Annotated in this window: 18 protein-coding genes; 10 read left to right on the forward strand and 8 right to left on the reverse strand. The window is 56.5% G+C overall.

What is annotated here, in order from left to right; all coding sequences use genetic code 11:
• Nucleotides 1-85: 85 nt before the first annotated feature.
• Nucleotides 86-1213: a hypothetical protein gene (locus tag R5H23_RS09720; RefSeq protein WP_317215269.1), complete on the reverse strand. Its 1128-nt coding sequence runs from the start codon at nucleotides 1211-1213 to the stop codon at nucleotides 86-88.
• Nucleotides 1214-1444: 231 nt separating this feature from the next.
• Here R5H23_RS09720 and dnaK point away from each other — a divergent pair, with 231 nt between their 5' ends.
• Nucleotides 1445-3346, forward strand: a complete 1902-nt coding sequence (gene dnaK, locus R5H23_RS09725) for a molecular chaperone DnaK (protein WP_099211549.1) — start codon at nucleotides 1445-1447, stop codon at nucleotides 3344-3346.
• A gap of 118 nt (nucleotides 3347-3464) precedes the next feature.
• Nucleotides 3465-4607, forward strand: coding sequence for a molecular chaperone DnaJ (dnaJ, locus tag R5H23_RS09730; RefSeq protein ID WP_064275651.1), 1143 nt, complete (start codon nucleotides 3465-3467; stop codon nucleotides 4605-4607).
• A 127-nt stretch (nucleotides 4608-4734) separates the two neighbouring features.
• Here dnaJ and R5H23_RS09735 read toward each other — a convergent pair whose 3' ends face one another.
• The 5 genes from R5H23_RS09735 to R5H23_RS09755 form a co-directional block, all read right to left on the reverse strand.
• Complete coding sequence (locus R5H23_RS09735) at nucleotides 4735-5631, reverse strand: type 1 glutamine amidotransferase domain-containing protein (protein WP_317215270.1); 897 nt, start codon at nucleotides 5629-5631, stop codon at nucleotides 4735-4737.
• A 401-nt stretch (nucleotides 5632-6032) separates the two neighbouring features.
• Nucleotides 6033-7184 carry an FMN-dependent L-lactate dehydrogenase LldD gene (gene lldD / locus R5H23_RS09740; protein WP_317215271.1) on the reverse strand — a complete coding sequence of 384 codons (1152 nt, stop codon included), beginning with the start codon at nucleotides 7182-7184 and terminating at the stop codon, nucleotides 6033-6035.
• 148 nt (nucleotides 7185-7332) lie between these two features.
• Nucleotides 7333-7896 carry a histidine phosphatase family protein gene (locus tag R5H23_RS09745; protein ID WP_317215272.1) on the reverse strand — a complete coding sequence of 188 codons (564 nt, stop codon included), beginning with the start codon at nucleotides 7894-7896 and terminating at the stop codon, nucleotides 7333-7335.
• Nucleotides 7897-8029: 133 nt separating this feature from the next.
• On the reverse strand, nucleotides 8030-8926 hold the full coding sequence (locus tag R5H23_RS09750) for a fructose bisphosphate aldolase (RefSeq protein ID WP_211500436.1): 897 nt from the start codon (nucleotides 8924-8926) through the stop codon (nucleotides 8030-8032).
• A gap of 135 nt (nucleotides 8927-9061) precedes the next feature.
• The gene (locus R5H23_RS09755; RefSeq protein WP_264649007.1) at nucleotides 9062-9532 is read right to left on the reverse strand and encodes an Rrf2 family transcriptional regulator; all 471 of its coding nucleotides are present in this window, start codon (nucleotides 9530-9532) and stop codon (nucleotides 9062-9064) included.
• A gap of 79 nt (nucleotides 9533-9611) precedes the next feature.
• Here R5H23_RS09755 and R5H23_RS09760 point away from each other — a divergent pair, with 79 nt between their 5' ends.
• Nucleotides 9612-10790 carry a globin domain-containing protein gene (locus R5H23_RS09760; RefSeq protein WP_317215273.1) on the forward strand — a complete coding sequence of 393 codons (1179 nt, stop codon included), beginning with the start codon at nucleotides 9612-9614 and terminating at the stop codon, nucleotides 10788-10790.
• A 3-nt stretch (nucleotides 10791-10793) separates the two neighbouring features.
• Here R5H23_RS09760 and R5H23_RS09765 read toward each other — a convergent pair whose 3' ends face one another.
• Nucleotides 10794-11399, reverse strand: a complete 606-nt coding sequence (locus tag R5H23_RS09765; protein ID WP_099211537.1) for an FMN-dependent NADH-azoreductase — start codon at nucleotides 11397-11399, stop codon at nucleotides 10794-10796.
• 93 nt (nucleotides 11400-11492) lie between these two features.
• On the opposite strand from R5H23_RS09765, the gene R5H23_RS09770 reads away from it, so the two are divergent.
• A complete protein-coding gene (locus tag R5H23_RS09770; RefSeq protein WP_064275657.1) occupies nucleotides 11493-11873 on the forward strand; it encodes a helix-turn-helix domain-containing protein in 381 nt (126 codons plus the stop codon).
• 45 nt (nucleotides 11874-11918) lie between these two features.
• Nucleotides 11919-12665: a 4-hydroxy-tetrahydrodipicolinate reductase gene (gene dapB / locus R5H23_RS09775; RefSeq protein WP_317215274.1), complete on the forward strand. Its 747-nt coding sequence runs from the start codon at nucleotides 11919-11921 to the stop codon at nucleotides 12663-12665.
• A 24-nt stretch (nucleotides 12666-12689) separates the two neighbouring features.
• On the opposite strand, the gene R5H23_RS09780 is transcribed toward dapB, so the two are convergent.
• Complete coding sequence (locus tag R5H23_RS09780) at nucleotides 12690-13487, reverse strand: SDR family NAD(P)-dependent oxidoreductase (protein ID WP_064275659.1); 798 nt, start codon at nucleotides 13485-13487, stop codon at nucleotides 12690-12692.
• Between the two features lie 287 nt (nucleotides 13488-13774).
• Between R5H23_RS09780 and metK the strand changes: the two genes are divergently transcribed.
• The 5 genes from metK (at nucleotide 13775) to R5H23_RS09805 (ending at nucleotide 19102) form a co-directional block, all read left to right on the forward strand.
• Nucleotides 13775-14959, forward strand: a complete 1185-nt coding sequence (metK, locus tag R5H23_RS09785; protein ID WP_064275660.1) for a methionine adenosyltransferase — start codon at nucleotides 13775-13777, stop codon at nucleotides 14957-14959.
• A gap of 4 nt (nucleotides 14960-14963) precedes the next feature.
• Complete coding sequence (locus R5H23_RS09790; protein WP_080951434.1) at nucleotides 14964-15659, forward strand: tRNA (guanosine(46)-N(7))-methyltransferase TrmB; 696 nt, start codon at nucleotides 14964-14966, stop codon at nucleotides 15657-15659.
• A 41-nt stretch (nucleotides 15660-15700) separates the two neighbouring features.
• Complete coding sequence (locus R5H23_RS09795; protein WP_064275661.1) at nucleotides 15701-17341, forward strand: electron transfer flavoprotein-ubiquinone oxidoreductase; 1641 nt, start codon at nucleotides 15701-15703, stop codon at nucleotides 17339-17341.
• Nucleotides 17342-17447: 106 nt separating this feature from the next.
• Nucleotides 17448-18197, forward strand: a complete 750-nt coding sequence (locus R5H23_RS09800; RefSeq protein ID WP_211500430.1) for an electron transfer flavoprotein subunit beta/FixA family protein — start codon at nucleotides 17448-17450, stop codon at nucleotides 18195-18197.
• Nucleotides 18197-19102: an FAD-binding protein gene (locus R5H23_RS09805; protein ID WP_317215275.1), complete on the forward strand. Its 906-nt coding sequence runs from the start codon at nucleotides 18197-18199 to the stop codon at nucleotides 19100-19102. The genes R5H23_RS09800 and R5H23_RS09805 overlap by 1 nt, the downstream gene beginning before the upstream one ends.
• The last annotated feature ends 61 nt before the right edge of the window (nucleotides 19103-19163 follow it).

Genomic DNA, 19163 nt, shown 5'->3' on the forward strand with positions numbered 1-19163 from the left:
ATATCCTTTAACAAAGGCGTGTTTGTGGTAACAAAAATGTGCTTGGAACTATTTGCTGAAATGATCATTTCAGCAAATATCAGCATTATCCAGCTGGAATCGTGACCACTGCGCCACCTGTATGGTTGGTGGCAGCGAGAGCACTGAGGACCTGAACCATTGTGAAGGCGAGCTTGCTCTGGAAGTCTTTCTCATCGATCCAGAACCACATGTCATTATATTCAACCGCCGCATATCGGCGGTCAGGAACCTTGTGTCCTGAATGGATGACAACTTCCGGTCGGTTCTCGATACCAACCTGCCCGATCGTTGGCGGTGTCCGGCCGACCTTGATGTCCTCTTCCGGAACCTCAACCTCATAAGCAAGCTGCGTGAGCATCGCGAGCATCGAGCGCGTCAGAATGGCAATCTGCCCAGGATGCTTCGGATAGGGGCCGTAAACAATTTCCGCCTCTTCAGCCTGGGCGTCCAGATGCAGGAGGCGGCGCACTTCCGCCTGCGTCGAGAGAAGGCTGCTATCAGATGTCGAAGACAGCACCAGATAGGAATGCTCTTGGCCGTTGCCGTTTTCCGGCTTTGAAGAATTCTTCTTGTTATTGTTGTCATCGGTCGGAGGCGGCGCATCGGTCGTGATGCGGATAGTCATCGCGCCTGCGATCTGAAGCTGACGCAGATCATGCAGCAAAAGATAAAAGCGGACAGAGCCTCCGCCAAATGGTCCTGCTCCCAGCCCTCGCACGTTGGACAGTCCATCGATCGACTGCGCTGTCAGGCGCAAGAGGGTGTCAATGGGAAGACCACCGAGACTCAGGGGCATGATAACAGTGGGAGAAATTGGCCGCACGATATTCTCGGCGTATTGCTGCCCCGTCACCGGCTGATAGGTGAAGGTCGGACTTTCACCCGACGTCATCGTCCCCGTTCCGAAGAGATAATTGCCGACAGCAGTGGCAGGATAGGCATAGAAGCCGCCACTCACGCTCTTGGATACGCTATATCCGGCAATGACCTGCGTCGTATCCAGAAACGTCGGCGGATCGGCATAGCGCAGGCGAACGATATTCAGGAGCATCTCGTGCTTCTGGGATTCGCCCAGAGCGCGCGAGTATTCAAGCTCGTCATGCTGAAGCCTGGATGGCCCTATCGGCCCACAGGCAGCAAGACAGATAAGTGCAGCCAGGGGCGCGGCCCGGAATATCAGATTAATTTTCATGACTTATCTCAAAGTGGACCATTCCGTGGCCAAGCGGAAGTCACAACCGTTTCCTGAATGATGCGAACGTATATTTTTCATGAAAGATGTTACCGCCAAGGCTTGAAACACTTTGCTGCCCCGCCTAAATCTGGTCTCGGAAACACGATCCCTTGATGGATCGGATTTTACGTCACAAGGGTTCGCCCCGGTGCCTGACAGGGCCGAAGCGAGCCGCTGAAAGGACATATTATGAGCAAAGTCATCGGTATTGACCTCGGCACGACCAACTCCTGCGTTGCAGTGCGTGAAGGCGACGAGACCCGCGTTATTGAAAACAGCGAAGGCGCACGTACGACGCCGTCCATGGTCGCATTCACCGAAAACGGTGAGCGTCTGGTTGGACAGGCCGCGAAGCGTCAGGCTGTCACAAACCCGACCAACACCCTGTATGCCGTCAAGCGTCTGATCGGTCGTCGTTACGATGACCCGACCGTCGCCAAGGACAAGGGCATGGTCCCTTATGAAATCGTCAAGGGCGACAACGGCGATGCATGGGTTCGCGCCCGTGGCGAAGATTACGCCCCGTCCCAGATCGCTGCATTCGTTCTTGGCAAGATGAAGGAAACGGCCGAGTCCTACCTCGGTGAAACGGTTACACAGGCCGTCATCACGGTTCCGGCTTACTTCAACGACGCACAGCGTCAGGCCACTCGTGACGCTGGCAAGATTGCCGGCCTCGAAGTCCTGCGTATCATTAACGAGCCGACCGCAGCTGCACTGGCTTATGGCCTTGGCAAGCGCGATTCCGGCACGGTGGCTGTGTATGACCTTGGTGGTGGTACGTTCGACGTTTCCATCCTCGAGATCTCTGACGGCGTGATCGAAGTGAAGTCCACGAACGGTGATACGTTCCTGGGTGGTGAAGACTTTGATAACCGCGTCATCGACTTCCTGGCCGATGAGTTCAAAAAGGACCAAGGCATCGACCTGCGTGGCGACAAGCTTGCTCTGCAGCGTCTGAAGGAAGCCGCTGAAAAGGCCAAGATCGAGCTTTCCTCCTCCAAGGAAACCGAGATCAACCTGCCGTTCATCACGGCTGATGCGTCCGGCCCGAAGCACCTTGTCGTCAAGCTGTCCCGTGCCAAGCTGGAGAGCCTGGTTGACGATCTGGTTCAGCGTACGCTTGGTCCGTGCCGTTCGGCTATCAAGGATGCAGGCGTGTCCACGAGCGAGATTGACGAAGTCATCCTCGTTGGCGGCATGACCCGTATGCCGAAGGTCATCGAGACGGTTAAGGAATTCTTCGGCAAGGATCCGGCACGCAACGTCAATCCTGACGAAGTGGTCGCTATCGGTGCAGCCGTTCAGGGCGCCGTCCTGAAGGGTGACGTGAAGGACGTTCTGCTCCTCGACGTGACGCCGCTGTCACTGGGTATCGAGACGCTGGGGGGCGTGTTCACCCGCCTGATCGACCGCAACACGACGATCCCGACCAAGAAGAGCCAGACCTTCTCCACGGCTGAAGACAACCAGAACGCCGTGACCATCAAGGTCTATCAGGGCGAACGTGAGATGGCAGCGGACAACAAGCTGCTTGGCAACTTCGACCTGCAGGGCATTGCTCCGGCACCGCGTGGCGTTCCGCAGATTGAAGTTACGTTCGACATTGATGCCAACGGTATCGTCAACGTGTCCGCCAAGGACAAGGCGACGAACAAGGAACAGCAGATCAAGATCCAGGCTTCTGGTGGTCTGTCCGACGGTGACATCGATCGCATGGTCAAGGAAGCTGAAGCGAATGCTTCCGCTGACAAGGCCAAGCGCGAGCTGGTCGAGCTGCGCAACAGCACCGAGAGCATGATCCACCAGACCGAGAAGTCCCTCACGGAAGGTGGCGACAAGGTTCCGGCTGCAGACAAGTCTGAAGCAGAAGCCGCTATTGCAGCAGCCCGTGAAGCTCTGGGTGGCGAGAATGTCGAAACGCTGAAGAGCGCAAGCGAGCGTCTGACGCAGGCTGCCATGAAGGTTGGTCAGGCCATGTATCAGGCAGATCAGGCCCAGCAGGGTGGTGAAGCTGCGGGTGCGGAAGCCAAGGACGAAAACGTTGTCGACGCCGACTTTGAAGACGTCGACGACAGCAAGAAGCACTGATCGGGTGACTTCCCCAGGTGGGGCTTCCCGCCCCGCCTGACCTGTTTTCCGAAGGGCGCCCGTTCCCGCAAGGGGGTGGGCGCCATTCTTGTTTCCGGCCCTCAGACAAGGACCGATCATGGCCACGAAGATCGATTACTACGAAAGCCTCGAAGTTTCGCGTACTGCTTCCGGAGATGAGCTGAAGAAAGCTTTCCGCAAGCAAGCCATGCGTTATCACCCGGATCGTAACCCTGGTGATGATGCAGCCGAGCAGAAATTCAAGGAAATCAACGAAGCCTATGACGTCCTGAAAGACGAGCAGAAGCGCGCAGCCTACGACCAGTACGGACACGCAGCCTTTGACGGCGGCATGGGTGGAATGGGCGGCGGCGGCGGCTTTGGTGGTTTCGGCGCTGGTGGTCTTGGGGACATCTTTGACCAGATGTTCGGAGACATGATGGGCGGCCGCCGTGGCGGTGGACGTCGTACAGGTGCTGACGTTCAGGTTCAGGTTGAAATCAGTCTGACTGAAGCCTTCTCCGGCGTGACCAAGAGCGTTGAAGTCCGCACGCGCGTTGCCTGTGAATCCTGTCATGGTTCTGGCTCCGCGGATGCCGGTGGTGGCAGCACAACCTGCGCTACCTGCCACGGTGCGGGTAAAGTCCGCGCGCAGCAGGGTTTCTTCCTTGTCGAGCGTCCCTGCCCCACCTGTCATGGGTCAGGCCGTACGGTTCGCAATCCGTGCAAGGTCTGTCAGGGCACAGGCACCCAGGCAAAGACTGAAACCCTTCAGATCGAAATCCCGGCTGGCGTTGAGGATGGCACGCGCATCCGCATGGCAGGCCGCGGTGAAGCCGGGGGAGAAGGTGTACAGCCCGGCGATCTGTATGTGCACGTCTCGGTCCTGTCGCATGACATCTTCCAGCGTGACGGCGCCAATATCTACTGCCGCGTTCCGCTGCGCATGACGCAGGCTGCACTGGGGACGGAGGTTGAGGTTCCTGTTATTGATGGAAGCCGCACCCGTGTCCGCATTCCTGCAGGGACGCAGACAGGTGAAACCTTCCGCCTGCGCGGCAAGGGATTCTCCGTATTGCGGTCTTCTGCCCGTGGGGACATGTACATTCAGGTCTCGGTGGAAACACCGCATCACCTGACCAAGCGCCAGCGCGAACTTCTTGAAGAGTTCGAGAAAGAAGCGGGTGACGATCACGCCAAGGCAAGCCCTGAAAACAGCGGCTTCTTTGCCAAGGTCCGTGATTTCTTCGAAGGTCGCTGATTTTAAAATACCCCTCCCGAAACGGAGGGGTATTTTTTTGGAAAATCCCTGCTGCTAACTCGCACTTCTGCGGCGGGATTTATTGTTTTCCACCTTCAACCACAGACATGAACGCTGTCAGGAGACGTCATTTAAGCGACGGCACGTCCTGTGGTTTTGTCTGATTATCGAGAGCTTTTATTAAAGCCCCACTAAATTCTTTATCGGAAAACGGCTGCTGTGCCGTGATAAGCTCACGGTCTGTCACGACGTTAGAGGTCCAGGCTTTGGCCGTCTCAACAGTAGCTCCTGCATCCGTCAGCGCGGTAGCGGGGTAGAAAAAAACTTGTCCGTTGAGTTGATGCGTTTCGGCGAAGTGCTCTTCTGGTATCGAAAAAACGGTCATACGGTAGCCTGCGTAGGGCCATCCTGCTGCCAGTTGGCGAATGTCATTCATGTTGCCGGTCATCAGCGCGTCATGAAAACCGCTGGCATCTGGCAAGCTGGACGCCAGTGCCACAGGACCATGACAGATAAGAGCGGTCGTTTTTCCAGCAGAGTGGAAAGCACGCAGGATCTTCCCCAGATCAGGATCGGTCATCAGATCCTCTAGTGGTGCATGGCCACCGGGAATAACGATCCCAACATAGCCATCAATCCCCTCAGCATTGACCGAAGCGAGAGAGCGGGGATGTTGGAGTGAGTCTAGGCCTTCGACGAACTGTATCGTATCCTGTAGAGCTTTCTCACTGCCTCCAAAATATCGAGGGGATGCAGAGTGTGCGTCCCACTTCACAGCATTGCCTTTCGGGTCAGCGAATACGGGTTCATAGCCAGCCTGGATCAGGGCTTTTACCGGGACTGCGAATTCATTGAGATAGAAGCCCGTGGGATACTTTTGACCGCTGCGCAATGTGAGTTCATTTGCGCTGGAAAGAACGACCAGTACGCGTCCCTTACTCTGGCTCTGTGACTTGGCCTGGAGACTGGACCCACAGAGTGTGGTCGTAACAAGGACTAGGGTGAGAGCAATACCGCGCAGCATGAACATCATCCTTTTCGGGTGGAGCAAAGCCCGTGAAGCGCCGCCATACGACGAGCGGCAGTTACTGCATGCTGACCGATCATCAGGCTTCAGTCCAGAACCGCATCAAGTCTGAAGATCGCCAGTTTTAGAGATATTCTCCTGGTGACGTGTCGCAGAAAACGGGAACATTTCCTCTATATCCATTCATTGAGGCACATGCTTTGAGCTCGCGAATAGAGCGACCTTTGATCACGACAAACCTGCGCCGGGGCTGATTGCTACAGCTTTTAAAATTGCGGATCTTTTTCTTTGATCCGCAATTATTAAATCTGCCCCTTAACGGGTGCGGGGTGGGTCAAAACACCCCGATATAGCTTTTGGAACAGCGCCTCAGTTTATGCGGCAGAGCTCGACAAAGATCACCTGCACTCCACGGCCAGCCGCGCAAGACTCTCTGGTGTCAGATCGGATATGGCACTCGCCCCTGTCAGGGTCATGGCAACACGGAGCTCCTTCTCCATGATGTCGAGCACATTCTCCACACCTTTCTGGCCACCGGCAGCAAGCGCGTAGACGAAGGCGCGCCCCAGCAGGACAGCATCGGCCCCCATCGCAACCATCCGGGCGATATCGAGGCCGGATCGAATGCCTGAATCTGCCAGGATTTTCAGGTCGCCCTTCACGGCATCCACAATCGGCGGAAGTGCGCGCGCGCTGGAGAGAACCCCATCAAGCTGGCGACCACCATGATTGGAAACAACAATACCATCCGCACCAAAACGGACAGCATCTTTGGCATCCTCAGGATCGAGAATACCTTTGATAATCATGGGACCATCCCAGTACTCGCGGATCCATTCCAGATCTTTCCAGCTAATGGACGGATCAAAATTATTGGCGAGCCAGCCGATATAATCTTCCAGCTTGGTTGGATTTCCGCGATAGCGCGAAATATTGCCCAAATCGTGAGGTCTGCCACGAAGACCCACATCCCAAGCCCACATAGGATGGGTCACGGCCTGAAGATAACGCCGGATATTCGCATGAGAGCCGGACATGCCCGAATGGGCATCGCGATAACGCGCGCCCGGCGTCGGCATATCCACGGTGAACACCAGAGTCGTAATGCCCGCAGCTTTCGCGCGCTCCAGGGCATTCTTCATGAATCCCCTGTCTTTGAGAACATAAAGCTGGAACCAGATGGGCACCGGGCTTCTGCCCTGCACCTCCTCGATGGGACACACAGATACTGTGGACAACGTGAAAGGAATACCCTTCCGCGCCGCAGCCCTTGCTGCCTGCACTTCCCCGCGGCGAGCATACATGCCCGTCAGTCCCACAGGGGCAAGAACCGCAGGAATATTCAGTTTGCGCCCGAACAACTCAGTCCCGGTCGTCAAACCGGACACGTTTTTCAAGATGCGTTGTCGTAGGGAAATATCTGCAAGGTCTGTGATGTTCCGCCGCATTGTCTGCTCTGCGTAGGAACCGCCATCAATATACTGGAACAGAAAAGGCGGCAGACGGCGTCGGGCTGCCTCACGATAATCAGTGGCTGAGGAAATAATCATCTGGCAGCTCCCATGAGTGTTCATCGTCTTCAATGAACGGGAGACTGCCAGCCTGTTTGATGACAACCAAGGCACTATCGTCTGCTCTGACGTTATGTTGCACAAAACTCCCGGCAGGAACGCGGCACTGGCTCCTCATCCTTGCCGATCAGGCATTCAGCCTGCGTAAAACGCGTGCGCCTCGATGAACATCAAGAACAGACACTGATGCCGTATCCAGGGCCAGATTTTCCCCAAGTCGCACATCATTATGAATCCACACACCAATCAAGCTGCGGAGAATATGACCGTGCGCAAACAGGGCAATCGTTCCTCCCTGTGCCGTCAGCCGCTCCAGCAAGCCACTGACCCGTTTCTGAACCTGGGCGGCCGTCTCGCCATTTTCCACGTCAGACGTCCACAAAGACCAGTCGGGCTCGGCTTTCAAAATTTCCGGCGTGGTGAGCCCTTCGTACACGCCATAATTCCATTCCATGAGATCAGGCTCGATCTGAACCTGCTCGCCCAGCCCGGCAAGAACGCAGGTTTCATGCGCCCGCTGAAGCGGACTGGTGAACACCCGATCAAAGTTCTGATGTTCTAACCGGCTCTTCAGAGACAGCGCCTGCTTACGTCCATTTTCCGTCAGGGCAATATCCGTACGCCCCGTGTGCTGGCCGCTGATGGTCCATTCTGTTTCGCCGTGGCGAATTAGCCAGAGGGTCGTGCTCATGACGCATGCCTTCCCTATGGGCTTTCAGTAACTAAAAGCCCTTTGCCAGCCCGAAGCTGGATTGCTGAAATTTCTGGATCAGAGGCGAATGGCGCGCGGATTTCGTACGCTCACCCGCCTCTCAAGCCGCTGTTCAGATCTTGTGAACAGAAGCGTCGTAAATCTTGTCCACGACCTTACTCAGGGTTTCGTTGAACGCCTGATCGGACTGTGAAACGCGCAGATCATCCACGAGAGCCCGCGAGAAGCTGGCGATCATGCCATGATTGGCTTTGAGCTTCTGGCAGGCTTCATCGAGAGGATAACCGCCTGAAAGCGCGACAACGCGCTGCATGCGCGGATGCTTCATCACGCGGGCATACAGGTCCGGCTTTTCAGGCAACGTCACCTTCAGCATCACCGGATAATCTCCCGGAAGTGCTTCCAATCCACTCAGAACAGCGTCTTCAAGGAGCGCTTCAGCCTCAGCCTTTTCCGGGCTCTTCACCAGCACTTCCGGCTCAAGGATGGGGACGAGTCCGTGCGATGCCACCTGCGCTGCAATATCGAACTGCTGCTGAACAATGCTCTTAATGGCAGCAGGATTGGCCAGACGGATCACTGACCGTTCCTTGGTACCGTATATGCCCAGCTTCGCCGCTCGTTCCAGCAGTTCATCCAGGCCCGGAATGGGCTTCATGAGCTGAACACCGTCCTTTTCGTCTTCCAGACCTTTATCGATCTTCAGAAACGGAACGATTCCACAGGTTTTCCATAGATAGGACGGCACTGGCGTGCCCTCGACCGTGCCATCCATTGTTTTCTCAAACAGGATTGCAGCAAGGACCTCGTGGCTCTGGAAAGCAGGAGAGGAAATGATGCGAACGCGCATTTCGTGCATCAGACGAAACATGTCCGCGTCGTTCGAGTAGGCATCCGGCCCGATGCCATAGTGTGCCAGAGCCTTGGGAGTCGATCCGCCGCTTTGATCAAGAGCTGCGATAAATCCGGGAGTTTTTGACACCTGCTCGGCCATTTTTGCATCAGGCATGAACACTACATCCTTTTCTTCAGTCACATGACCAGAAGTAACGACTGACCTTCGCGCGGGATTGGAGACTCTTCCAATCACATTGCACGGATCATTCAAAGGACGCGGTTCAACCCTGCTGGAGCGGCAGGGAAATCAGTTTTTTTCAATATTGTTGGACGGGGGTTCGGCTAATTCTGGAAACAGTCTGGCCAGATCCGCAGGCTGAAGAAGATCTGCCAGAGTGTAGCGATCGAGCACGCCCAGAAATGCGGAAAGCGCCTCTCCCAGCACGCCACGCAAGCGGCAGGAAGGAGACAGAACACAGGCACGGCTTCCTGTTGCCCGGCCCTCACAGTCCACGAGCATCATATCGTCTTCCGTAAACCGGACGACCTCTCCCACACCGATGTCCTGTGCTGGGCGGCCCAACGTCAGGCCACCGCCACGACCTCGTACGGTGGTAATAAAACGCCCCTGCCCCAGACGATGCACAACCTTCACCAGATGGTTTTCAGAGATGCCGTACGCCTCGGCAATTTCGCGGATGGAGACGCGTACAGTTGGGCGTGCCCCGATGTAGAGCAGGGTCCGCAAGGCATAGTCGGTATGCAGGGTCAGGCGCATACGAGTCCTCTGGCAGATTGACAGTCAGAAGTCACGCGCTTAAAGATGTATTTATTATACACCTTTAAGAAGATCCATCATGTCCTCTTCCGACCGCAGCCTCACGCCAGACGTCATTGCCACCATCAAGGCGACCATTCCGGCCCTCGAAGCGCATGGTCTCGACATCACCAGTGAGATGTACCGCCGCCTTCTGGCTGATCCGGCCATTGCTGAGATGTTTGATCCGACCCATCAATCCAAAGGAACGCAGCCACGCGCGCTCGCCATGGCCGTCCTGGCCTATGCCCGGAACATCGATAATCTCGGAGTGATGGGTGGAGCGGTTGAGCGCATTGCCCAGAAGCATGTCAGCCTGGAAATTCTGCCAGAGCATTACCCTCATGTGGCCACTGCCCTGATCGGCGCGATTCAACATGTTCTGGGAGACGCCGCGACACCTGCAATTCTGGATGCATGGGGCCGTGCTTACTGGGCTCTGGCTGACATTTTGATGGGCCGGGAAGGCCAGCTTTATGACGCCAGCACACATGCAGAAGGTGGCTGGACTGGATGGCGCGACTTCACGATCATCAATGCAACGCGCGAATGCGACAATGTCACGACGCTGGAACTGAAGCCTACAGACGGCAAAACCGTCATTCAGGCTATCCCCGGCCAATATCTGGGTGTGGACCTAAATATTCCGGGACATGGGCAGACCAGACGTAACTATAGCATCACATCGCGCCCCAACCACGATTTTTACACCATCAGCGTGCGTCATGTTCCGAACGGTGTGGTTTCCACATGGCTCAATAGTTCGGAATGCAAGGGCCATCAGGTTCGACTGTCGCCGCCAGCAGGTGAGTTTGTCCTTCCCCAGAAGAGCGACACACCCCTCGCCTTCATCTGTGCGGGCATTGGAATGACACCCATGATCGGGATGGTCGAGTCTTTGGCAGCGCAGGCAGGCTCACCAGCGGTCAGTATTATTCAGATTGCCCATTCTGAAACGGCCGCACCGTTTTCAGGAAAGCTGAGCAGCCTTGCCCAAGAGGCGAAAAGCCCAATTACGCTTCATACACGCCTGACATCCGTTGACGGGCGCCCGGATGCAGCATGGATCGCTGATCGCATTCCGGAAAAAGCCACCTGCTACCTATGCGGCCCAACAGGGTTCATGCGTGACATGATTCAGGGGCTCTCAAAAGCCGGCATTCCGGCCGACCGTCTGCGTTATGAGACGTTCGGACCGGATACCGGCGTGACTGACTAATTGTCAAAGGGCGGCGATGACGCTTTCCGCTTCTGCAAGGATGCGAGGGCGATCATTGCCGCCATTGACTGCCAAGCCTTCTGCTTCAATGACCTTCACGTCCGTGACGCCAAGGAAGCCAAGAACGGCCTTAAGATAAGTGACTTGATGCTCAAAAGCAGCCTGCGGCGTGCCTTCCGAATAAATGCCGCCACGCGCCACGGCGAGAATCACGGTCTTACCGCCGGCAAGTCCTTCGACACCATTCGCACCGTAGCGGAATGTCTGTCCGGCAATGGCAATGCGATCGATCCATGCCTTGAGCTGGCTCGGAATGCCGAAGTTGTACATCGGCACACCGAGTACGAGAATGTCGGCCTCCTTAAAATCGGAGAGGGCTTTCGCGCCCGCGACCAGATCCTTGTTGGAGGCAGCGTCTTCCGTAAGGTCCTTGCCCAGAAAAGACAGAGCTTCGCCGTCCAGGTGAGGAAGCGGGTTCGCTGCCAGATCAAGGGATATAACGTCCAGATCCGGATGCTTCTGACGATAGCGGTCCACAATCGCCACACTCAGCTGGCGTGTTGCGGAATATCCGCCAAGAATGCTGGAATCGATATGAAGCAGTTTCATTGTAATCTCTTTCGGTTCCTGATCGTAACCAGCACATGATAAGAAACCTTTTCCTCACCTCCGCAAGACGGCACATTCAGGGATCATAGGCACATGGATGTTAGTACCCTTCCCCCTCCAGAAGCTCATGAGAGCGATACATGCGCCGTTGTCCGGGCCATTCTGGCGCGCGTGGGAGACAAGTGGAGCATCCTGATCGTGCGGATGCTGGGAGATGGCTCCATGCGTTTTAGTGAACTGCGTCGTTCCATCGAAGGTATTTCACAACGCATGCTCACGCTGACATTGCGCAATCTGGAACGCGATGGGCTGGTTGCCCGCACCGTTACCCCTACCACTCCGCCTCGCGTGGATTATGAATTGACGGATCTCGGGCACTCTCTGCAAAGCATTACCGAAGCCTTCGGACGCTGGGCTGTCACACACCGGGATCAGATTGAAAATGCCCGCCTCCGTTTTGACGCACGCCAATAATCCCTTAGGTTGCGCCCAACAGTTTCTGACGGTCAGGCACGGATTATGACGACTTCTCCCCGCATCGGTATCGCTGGCATCACTGGACGTCTGGGCGCTCTCTGCGCCGAAGAAGCGGGAGACTCCCTGGCTGGCGGGCTGTCCCGTCACGCAGATGCAGCACGCAGCATCACCAATAACCCGGCAGAATTAGCGACACGCTGCGACGTCATTATCGACGTCAGCCATGCTTCAACCGCAGTAACCCATGCAGAAGCCTTCACAGCGGCAAAGTGCCCGTGGGTTCTGGGAACGACCGGCCTTGACGCTACGGCCCAGGCTGCCGTGAGCGACGCTGCAAAACATATTCCGGTTTTACAGGCTGCCAATTTCTCCCCGGCGTTGACGCTTTTTCTGGAGCTCGCGAAGCAGCTTGGCGCAGGGCTGCCAGGTTATGATGCGGAGATTGTAGAGATTCATCACCGGCAGAAAGTTGATGCACCGTCCGGCACCGCGCTGGCCATTGGACGCGCAGTTGCTGAAGGACGAAACGTAGCATTCGAGGATGTTGCTCGCCTGAATCAGAACGGCGCGCGACCGGATAGCGCTATTGGGTTTGCCTCACTGCGCGGGGGGCAGATTATTGGCGAGCACGATCTTCTCTTCATGGCCGCAGATGAACAAATCACCCTGTCTCATCGTGCGCTGGATCGACGGGTTTTCGCCCGCGGTGCACTGATGGCTGCACGCTGGCTGGCCCATCAGCCTCCCGGCCTTTACGGCATGGCAGATGTTCTTCGCCGGAAAGACTGATCTTTCCGGCGAAGTATTCAGTGGTTAGCCGCCCGAAATTTCGAGGTTCACACCCGTCATAAAGCTGGAGTCGTCGCCCAGAAGGAACGCCACCACGCCTGGGATTTCGCTGATATCGCCATAACGGCGCATCGGCACACTACCGATCATCTGCTTGGAAACTTCTTCAGGATTGGTGGAGAAGTACTGCGTGTTGGCCTTGGCCTGCAGTTCCACCTGTCGATCCCACATGAAACCAGGGCCCATATAACCAGGGCTGATGGCGTTAACGCGGATGTTGTAGGGTGCCAGATCCTGGGCTGCAGTTTCCGTCAGGGCGATGATGGCACCTTTGGATGCCCCGTAAGCCGCCATGTTCGGCGGTCCTTTTACACCGGCCATGCTGGCAGTATTCACGATGCTACCGTAACCGTTCTCGATCATGTGCCGTGAGACAGCCTTCATCACATGGAAGGCGCCTGTGACATTGATGTTCAGAACACGCGGGAAATCTTCAGACGGATAATCCTGAACCGGGGCAAAGGCACCTTGATATCCGGCATTGTTGAAGAGGAAATCGATTTTTCCAAACTCTTCGACAACGCGGCCGACAACATCGATCACTGACTGCTCGGATGTGACGTCACAGACATAGGACGCAGCTTTCACGCCCTTCTCCCGCACAGCGGCTTCCGCCTTGGCCAGAGCGTCCGGATTCATGTCGAGCAGAGCAATTTCCGTGCCCATTTCTGCCAGCCGAAGTGCAGTCGCGAGGCCAATATTGCCCCCGGCACCCGTAACAAGACAGACTTTACCGCTAAAGAAACTTACGACGTACGCCATTGGTGCCTCATGAAAATACGGTGCTTTCACCTGCGGCCCACAATATCGAGATTGAAGGCAGTCGTCTCCCCCTGATTTCGCACCATGAGGAAACGTGAATACTCCTGTCGGTTTTCCTGATTTTCCAAAGACTTCCCTTTGGATTTCACAGAAAAAATGTCCAAGTTTTCCTAAGCCCCTTGACCCCTGCGTTCAATTCCGCCAAGCCGTGCCTCTCCTGAATGCTGCATCCGTTCGTCATGACGTCTGCAGCCCTTCTCACCACTCATTCCCTGCGAGGTCCCTGAGTGCGCAATCACGGCGATTTCCTGTTCACCTCTGAATCTGTTTCCGAGGGCCATCCCGATAAGGTGGCAGACCGTATCTCCGACACAGTTCTGGACGCTTATCTTGAAGCCGATCCGGAAGCCCGCGTTGCCTGTGAAACGCTGGTCACCACGAACCGTGTCATTCTGGCCGGTGAAGTCCGTGGCCCCGAGGCCGTCGAAGACACGCTGATCGACCGCGTCCGTGAGGCCATCAAGGACATCGGCTACGACCAGGCTGGCTTCTCCTGGAAAACGGCTGACATCACGTCTTACCTTCACGCACAGTCTGCTGACATTGCCCAGGGCGTTGACAGCGGCAGCGACAAGGACGAAGGCGCTGGCGATCAGGGCATCATGTTCGGCTTCGCCACTCGCGAAACCGAAAACCTGATGCCGGCTCCGCTGTTCTACGCCCAGACGATCCTTGAGCGTATCCGCGACTACCGCAAGAACGGCGACGCCCGTGGCGCTGGCCTTCTTCCGGATGCGAAGAGCCAGGTCACGCTGCGTTATGTCGATGGCAAGCCGGTTGGCGTCACTTCTGTCGTGATTTCCACGCAGCACGCTGAAGGCATGAGCCAGAACACGATCCGCGAAACGCTTCGCGGCGTCGTCAATGACGTTCTCCCGAATGGCTGGAGTTGCCCGGAAGACGAGTTCTATGTGAACCCGACCGGCAACTTCGTCATTGGTGGCCCGGATGGCGACGCTGGCCTGACCGGCCGCAAGATCATCGTGGACACCTACGGCGGTGCAGCCCCTCATGGTGGTGGCGCATTCTCCGGCAAGGATCCTACGAAGGTTGACCGTTCGGCTGCGTATGCTGCGCGCTACCTTGCCAAGAACGTTGTTGCTGCTGGTCTTGCAGATCGCTGCACGATCCAGCTCAGCTATGCAATCGGCGTCTCCAAGCCGCTCTCGGTCTATGTGGACCTCGATGGCACAGGCAAGGACATCGACGAAGCACGCCTTGGCCTGCTCCTCAATGAAGTTGTGGATCTGTCCCCGCGCGGAATCCGCAAGCACCTGCGCCTGAACCGCCCGATCTATGTTCCGACGTCTGCCTATGGTCACTTCGGTCGTGTGCCGAATGAGGCTCTGGACAACTTCACGTGGGAAAAGACAGATCTGGTCGACACCCTCCGTAACGCACTGAACAGGTAAGACCCTGACACAGTCTCTCAAACCCCAGCCGGAGCGGCTTTACGGCCGCCAACGCGGCCATCCGCTCCGGGCCAGGCAGCAGCGCCTTCTCGAAGACGTTCTGCCGCGCTTTACATTCGCGTCTGCTGAAAATCCGACAGCCGGATTTTCTACGCCTGTATCGCGCGTTTTTCTCGAAATCGGATTTGGTGGCGGCGAGCATGCCGCCGCACAGTCTGAAATGAACCCGGATGTCGGGTACATTGCTTCTGAAGTTTTCGAGAACGGCTTGTGCTCGCTTATGTCGCGTCTTGTCCCAGAAGGACAGGACGAGACAGCCGAGCCTCCGCCTCATTTCCGGATCTGGCCAGAAGACGCTCGGCAACTCCTGAAGGATATGCCAGACAATTGTCTGGATCGGGCTTATCTGATGTTTCCGGATCCATGGCCCAAATCACGCCATGCGAAGCGCCGTTTCATCCACCCGGAAAACCTCAAGGAGGTTCACCGCGTTCTGAAACCTGGAGCAATCTGGCGCGTCGCCAGCGATCATCCGGTCTATCAGGAATGGGTGACGGAAGTGATGGGCAAACAGGATCTGTTTGATGCACCGCCTCCGGAAACGGAACGTCCCGAAGGATGGTCCCCAACCCGATATGAGGCCAAAGCCTTCCGGGAAGGTCGACAGCCTTTCTACTGGACATTTACCCGGCGCCCTTGAGGCGCCGCCCTTTTATCTGACTACAGTGAGTTCCTGACATCATGACCCAGATCGAACGCGAAGAAATGGAATTCGATGTCGTGGTGGTCGGTGGTGGCCCCGCCGGTCTGTCCGCGGCAATCCGCCTGCGACAGATTGCTCCGGACGCCTCGGTCTGCCTGATCGAAAAAGGCAGCGAAATCGGTGCGCACATCGTGTCTGGTGCTGTCATCGAACCGCGTTCGCTTGAGGAACTCCTGCCAGACTGGCGCTCTCTTGGTGCCCCCCTGAATACAGAAGTCACGGAAGAGCGCATGCTTTTCCTGACGGAAAAGCGCGCCATTCAGATTCCCTATCTGGATCGTGTCATGCCCCATATGGCGAACCACGGAAATTATGTGGTGTCTCTGGGGGAAGTCTGTCGCTGGCTGGGTGAACAGGCAGAAGCACTGGGCGTTGAGATCTACCCCGGCTTTGCGGGCGCTGAGCTGTTCATCGAAAATAATCGCGTTGCTGGCGTCATTACGGGCGACATGGGCATTGAGCGCGATGGCACACATGGCTCCAACTTCACGCCCGGCATGATCCTGCGTGCCAAACAGACAATCCTGACCGAAGGCGCACGTGGCTCGCTGAGCGCCCACGCCATGAAGCGTTTCGGCCTGCGCAAAGATGTCGATACGCAGACTTATGGCCTGGGCATCAAGGAAGTCTGGGAAATCCCGAAGGAAAAGCACCGCCCGGGCCTCGTTCAGCACAGCTTCGGCTGGCCACTGGACGACCACACCTACGGTGGCGCATGGCTCTATCATTTCGGGGAAAATTTGGTCAGCTACGGTTTCGTGACCGGCCTCGACTACAGCAACACCTACCTCTCCCCCTTTGAGGAAATGCAGCGTACGAAGCTGCACCCGGCATTCCGGGAACATTTTGAAGGTGGAAAGCGCCTGATCTACGGCGCCCGTGCGCTCTCGGAAGGTGGACTTCAGTCCATTCCACGCCTGACATTCCCCGGCGGCGTTCTGGCCGGCGATTCGGCAGGCTTCCTGAACGTTCCCAAAATCAAGGGAACACATACCGCCATGAAGTCCGGCATGCTGGCCGCTGAGGCTGTAGCCGAAGCACTCCAGACCGAGCGTACAGAAGCTTCAAGCCTGACAGAGCGCGTCCGCAATTCCTGGCTCTGGTCCGAATTGCGCGATGTCCGCAATATCCGTCCGGCTTTCGCTAAATGGGGTATGAAGGCTGGCGCGCTCTACGCTGGCATCGACAGCATGATCCTGCGCGGCCGCGCACCTTGGACACTGCATCATCCGCACGCAGACAATGAGACTTTACGTCCAGCGGCGTTGTGCGAGCAGATCGACTATCCGAAGCCAGACAATGTCCTGACCTTCGATCGTGTCAGCTCGGTTTTCCTAAGTGCGACAAATCACGAAGAAAACCAGCCTGTCCATCTGAAGCTGCGGAACGAAGCCATCTGGCGCACCGTCAATCATGACGTGTTTGACGCGCCAGAGAGCCGTTACTGTCCGGCAGGTGTGTATGAGCAGGAAAAGAGTGGAGACAATGACTGGTCGCTACGCATCAATGCGCAGAACTGCGTCCATTGCAAAACCTGCGATATCAAGGACCCGACGCAGAACATTGAATGGTGCACGCCAGAAGGTAGCGGCGGCCCGAACTACCCTGTCGGGATGTAAATCCTTCAAACAGACGGGCCGCTTCCTGACCGGAATGTGACTTCCTGATCCATTTCCGCTACGGTGGCGGCCGTTTTTCCAGCGGCGTCAGCAGCGAAAGATCACGATGAAAATTCTGGTCCCAGTCAAAAGGGTGGTCGATTACAACGTCAAGGTACGTGTAGCGGCCGATGGTAGTGGTGTCGAAACGCAGGGACTGAAAATGTCTCTGAATCCGTTCGATGAAATTGCGGTGGAAGAAGCCATCCGCCTGCGCGAAAAAGGCGTAGCAACCGAAGTGGTCGTGGTGACCATTGGTGTTCAGGCGGCGCAGGATATTCTGCGTACCTCAATGGCCATGGGTGCAGACCGGGCCATTCTGGTCAAAACAGATGATACTCTTGAGCCTCGCGCCGTCGCCAATGCGCTGAAAGCCATTGTCGAACGCGAACAGCCTGGTCTTGTCTGCATGGGCAAGCAGGCCATTGACGATGACATGAATGCAACGGGCCAGATCCTGGCAGCAAAGCTCGGCTGGCCTCAGGGCACGTTCGCCAGCGCAGTGACCGTTGCGGACGGTCGTATTGAAGTCGCTCGTGAGATCGACGGTGGTACGGAAGTTGTCTCCCTGGCGCTTCCCGCCGTGGTGACGGCGGATCTGCGCCTCAACGAGCCACGCTATGCGTCTCTCCCGAACATCATGAAGGCTCGTAAGAAGCCACTTGAAACGCTTGAAGCCGCAGATCTCGGCGTTGATCTTGCCTCCCGCCTGACCATCGTATCTGTCGCAGAGCCGACGGAACGCAAAGAAGGTATCAAGCTGGGCAGTGCGGCCGAACTGGTCGAAAAGCTCAAGACAGAAGCGAAGGTGATCTGATGACCGCTCTTGTTCTGCTCGAAGTCGAGAATGGTGAAGTTCGTCAGGCGTCACGTTCAGCCCTGACAGCCGCCGCACGCTTTGGCGATGTAGACGCCATCGTTTTTGGTGAAGGCGCCAGCGCCGCCGCAGCCCTTCCCAGGGTAAAGCGGGTTCTGTCCGTGCCAGTTCTGGCCACGGATCTGGCCGAGCCTGCCGCCGACCTGCTGGCGTCCATCGCAAAGGACTACAGCCACATCGTGGCATCGGCCTCAGCAAGTGGAAAGAATATCCTGCCGCGCTTGGCGGGCCTGCTTGACGTACAACCTGTGCCGGATGTTGTGGAGATCAAGGACGCCGAGACGTTCGTGCGTCCCATCTACGCGGGCAATGCACTGGCAACGGTTCGTTCTGCCGATAGCATCAAGGTTCTGACCATTCGCAGTTCCAGCTTTGATCCTGCTCCAAAGGATGGCGGTTCTGCAGCGGTCGAAACACTGGAAGCTCCAACCAGCGAAAAGTCAGTTTTCGTGAAGGTTGAGTTGTCAGCGTCCGATCGTCCGGAACTGGAATCCGCCCGGGTGGTTATTTCTGGCGGTAAAGGCATGAAGGATGCAGCCAACTTCAAGCTGCTTGAACCGATCGCTGACAAGCTGAATGCCGCAATTGGTGCGTCCCGTTCGGCAGTGGACTCTGGTTTTGCTCCGAACGAAATGCAGGTCGGGCAGACCGGCAAGATCGTGGCACCAGAACTCTACATCGCCGTCGGACTGTCTGGCGCAATCCAGCATCTGGCTGGCATGAAGGATAGCCGCGTGATCGTGGCCATCAACACAGACCCTGAAGCCCCAATCTTCCGCGTTGCCGATTACGGTATCGTGGGTGACCTGTTTGAAGTGCTTCCGGCACTCGAAAAAGCTCTCTAACACGTCTTTGCAGGTGACCATTATGACAGGTCACCTGCAATTTTCCTGACATAGCCTGTCC

Source organism: Gluconobacter sp. GP1 (assembly GCF_032913585.1).
Taxonomy (GTDB): domain Bacteria; phylum Pseudomonadota; class Alphaproteobacteria; order Acetobacterales; family Acetobacteraceae; genus Gluconobacter; species Gluconobacter cerinus.

What these genes read in the sequence shown, in the direction of transcription:
- dnaK (WP_099211549.1), top strand. Translation starts at nt 1,445, where the DNA reads ATGAGCAAAGTCATCGGTATTGACCTCGGCACGACCAACTCCTGCGTT.
- R5H23_RS09750 (WP_211500436.1), bottom strand. Translation starts at nt 8,926, where the DNA reads ATGCCTGATGCAAAAATGGCCGAGCAGGTGTCAAAAACTCCCGGATTT.
- R5H23_RS09800 (WP_211500430.1), top strand. Translation starts at nt 17,448, where the DNA reads ATGAAAATTCTGGTCCCAGTCAAAAGGGTGGTCGATTACAACGTCAAG.
- R5H23_RS09805 (WP_317215275.1), top strand. Translation starts at nt 18,197, where the DNA reads ATGACCGCTCTTGTTCTGCTCGAAGTCGAGAATGGTGAAGTTCGTCAG.
- R5H23_RS09720 (WP_317215269.1), bottom strand. Translation starts at nt 1,213, where the DNA reads ATGAAAATTAATCTGATATTCCGGGCCGCGCCCCTGGCTGCACTTATC.
- R5H23_RS09760 (WP_317215273.1), top strand. Translation starts at nt 9,612, where the DNA reads ATGTCCTCTTCCGACCGCAGCCTCACGCCAGACGTCATTGCCACCATC.
- dnaJ (WP_064275651.1), top strand. Translation starts at nt 3,465, where the DNA reads ATGGCCACGAAGATCGATTACTACGAAAGCCTCGAAGTTTCGCGTACT.
- R5H23_RS09770 (WP_064275657.1), top strand. Translation starts at nt 11,493, where the DNA reads ATGGATGTTAGTACCCTTCCCCCTCCAGAAGCTCATGAGAGCGATACA.
- R5H23_RS09745 (WP_317215272.1), bottom strand. Translation starts at nt 7,896, where the DNA reads ATGAGCACGACCCTCTGGCTAATTCGCCACGGCGAAACAGAATGGACC.
- R5H23_RS09755 (WP_264649007.1), bottom strand. Translation starts at nt 9,532, where the DNA reads ATGCGCCTGACCCTGCATACCGACTATGCCTTGCGGACCCTGCTCTAC.
- R5H23_RS09795 (WP_064275661.1), top strand. Translation starts at nt 15,701, where the DNA reads ATGACCCAGATCGAACGCGAAGAAATGGAATTCGATGTCGTGGTGGTC.
- R5H23_RS09780 (WP_064275659.1), bottom strand. Translation starts at nt 13,487, where the DNA reads ATGGCGTACGTCGTAAGTTTCTTTAGCGGTAAAGTCTGTCTTGTTACG.
- dapB (WP_317215274.1), top strand. Translation starts at nt 11,919, where the DNA reads ATGACGACTTCTCCCCGCATCGGTATCGCTGGCATCACTGGACGTCTG.
- R5H23_RS09765 (WP_099211537.1), bottom strand. Translation starts at nt 11,399, where the DNA reads ATGAAACTGCTTCATATCGATTCCAGCATTCTTGGCGGATATTCCGCA.
- lldD (WP_317215271.1), bottom strand. Translation starts at nt 7,184, where the DNA reads ATGATTATTTCCTCAGCCACTGATTATCGTGAGGCAGCCCGACGCCGT.
- R5H23_RS09735 (WP_317215270.1), bottom strand. Translation starts at nt 5,631, where the DNA reads ATGCTGCGCGGTATTGCTCTCACCCTAGTCCTTGTTACGACCACACTC.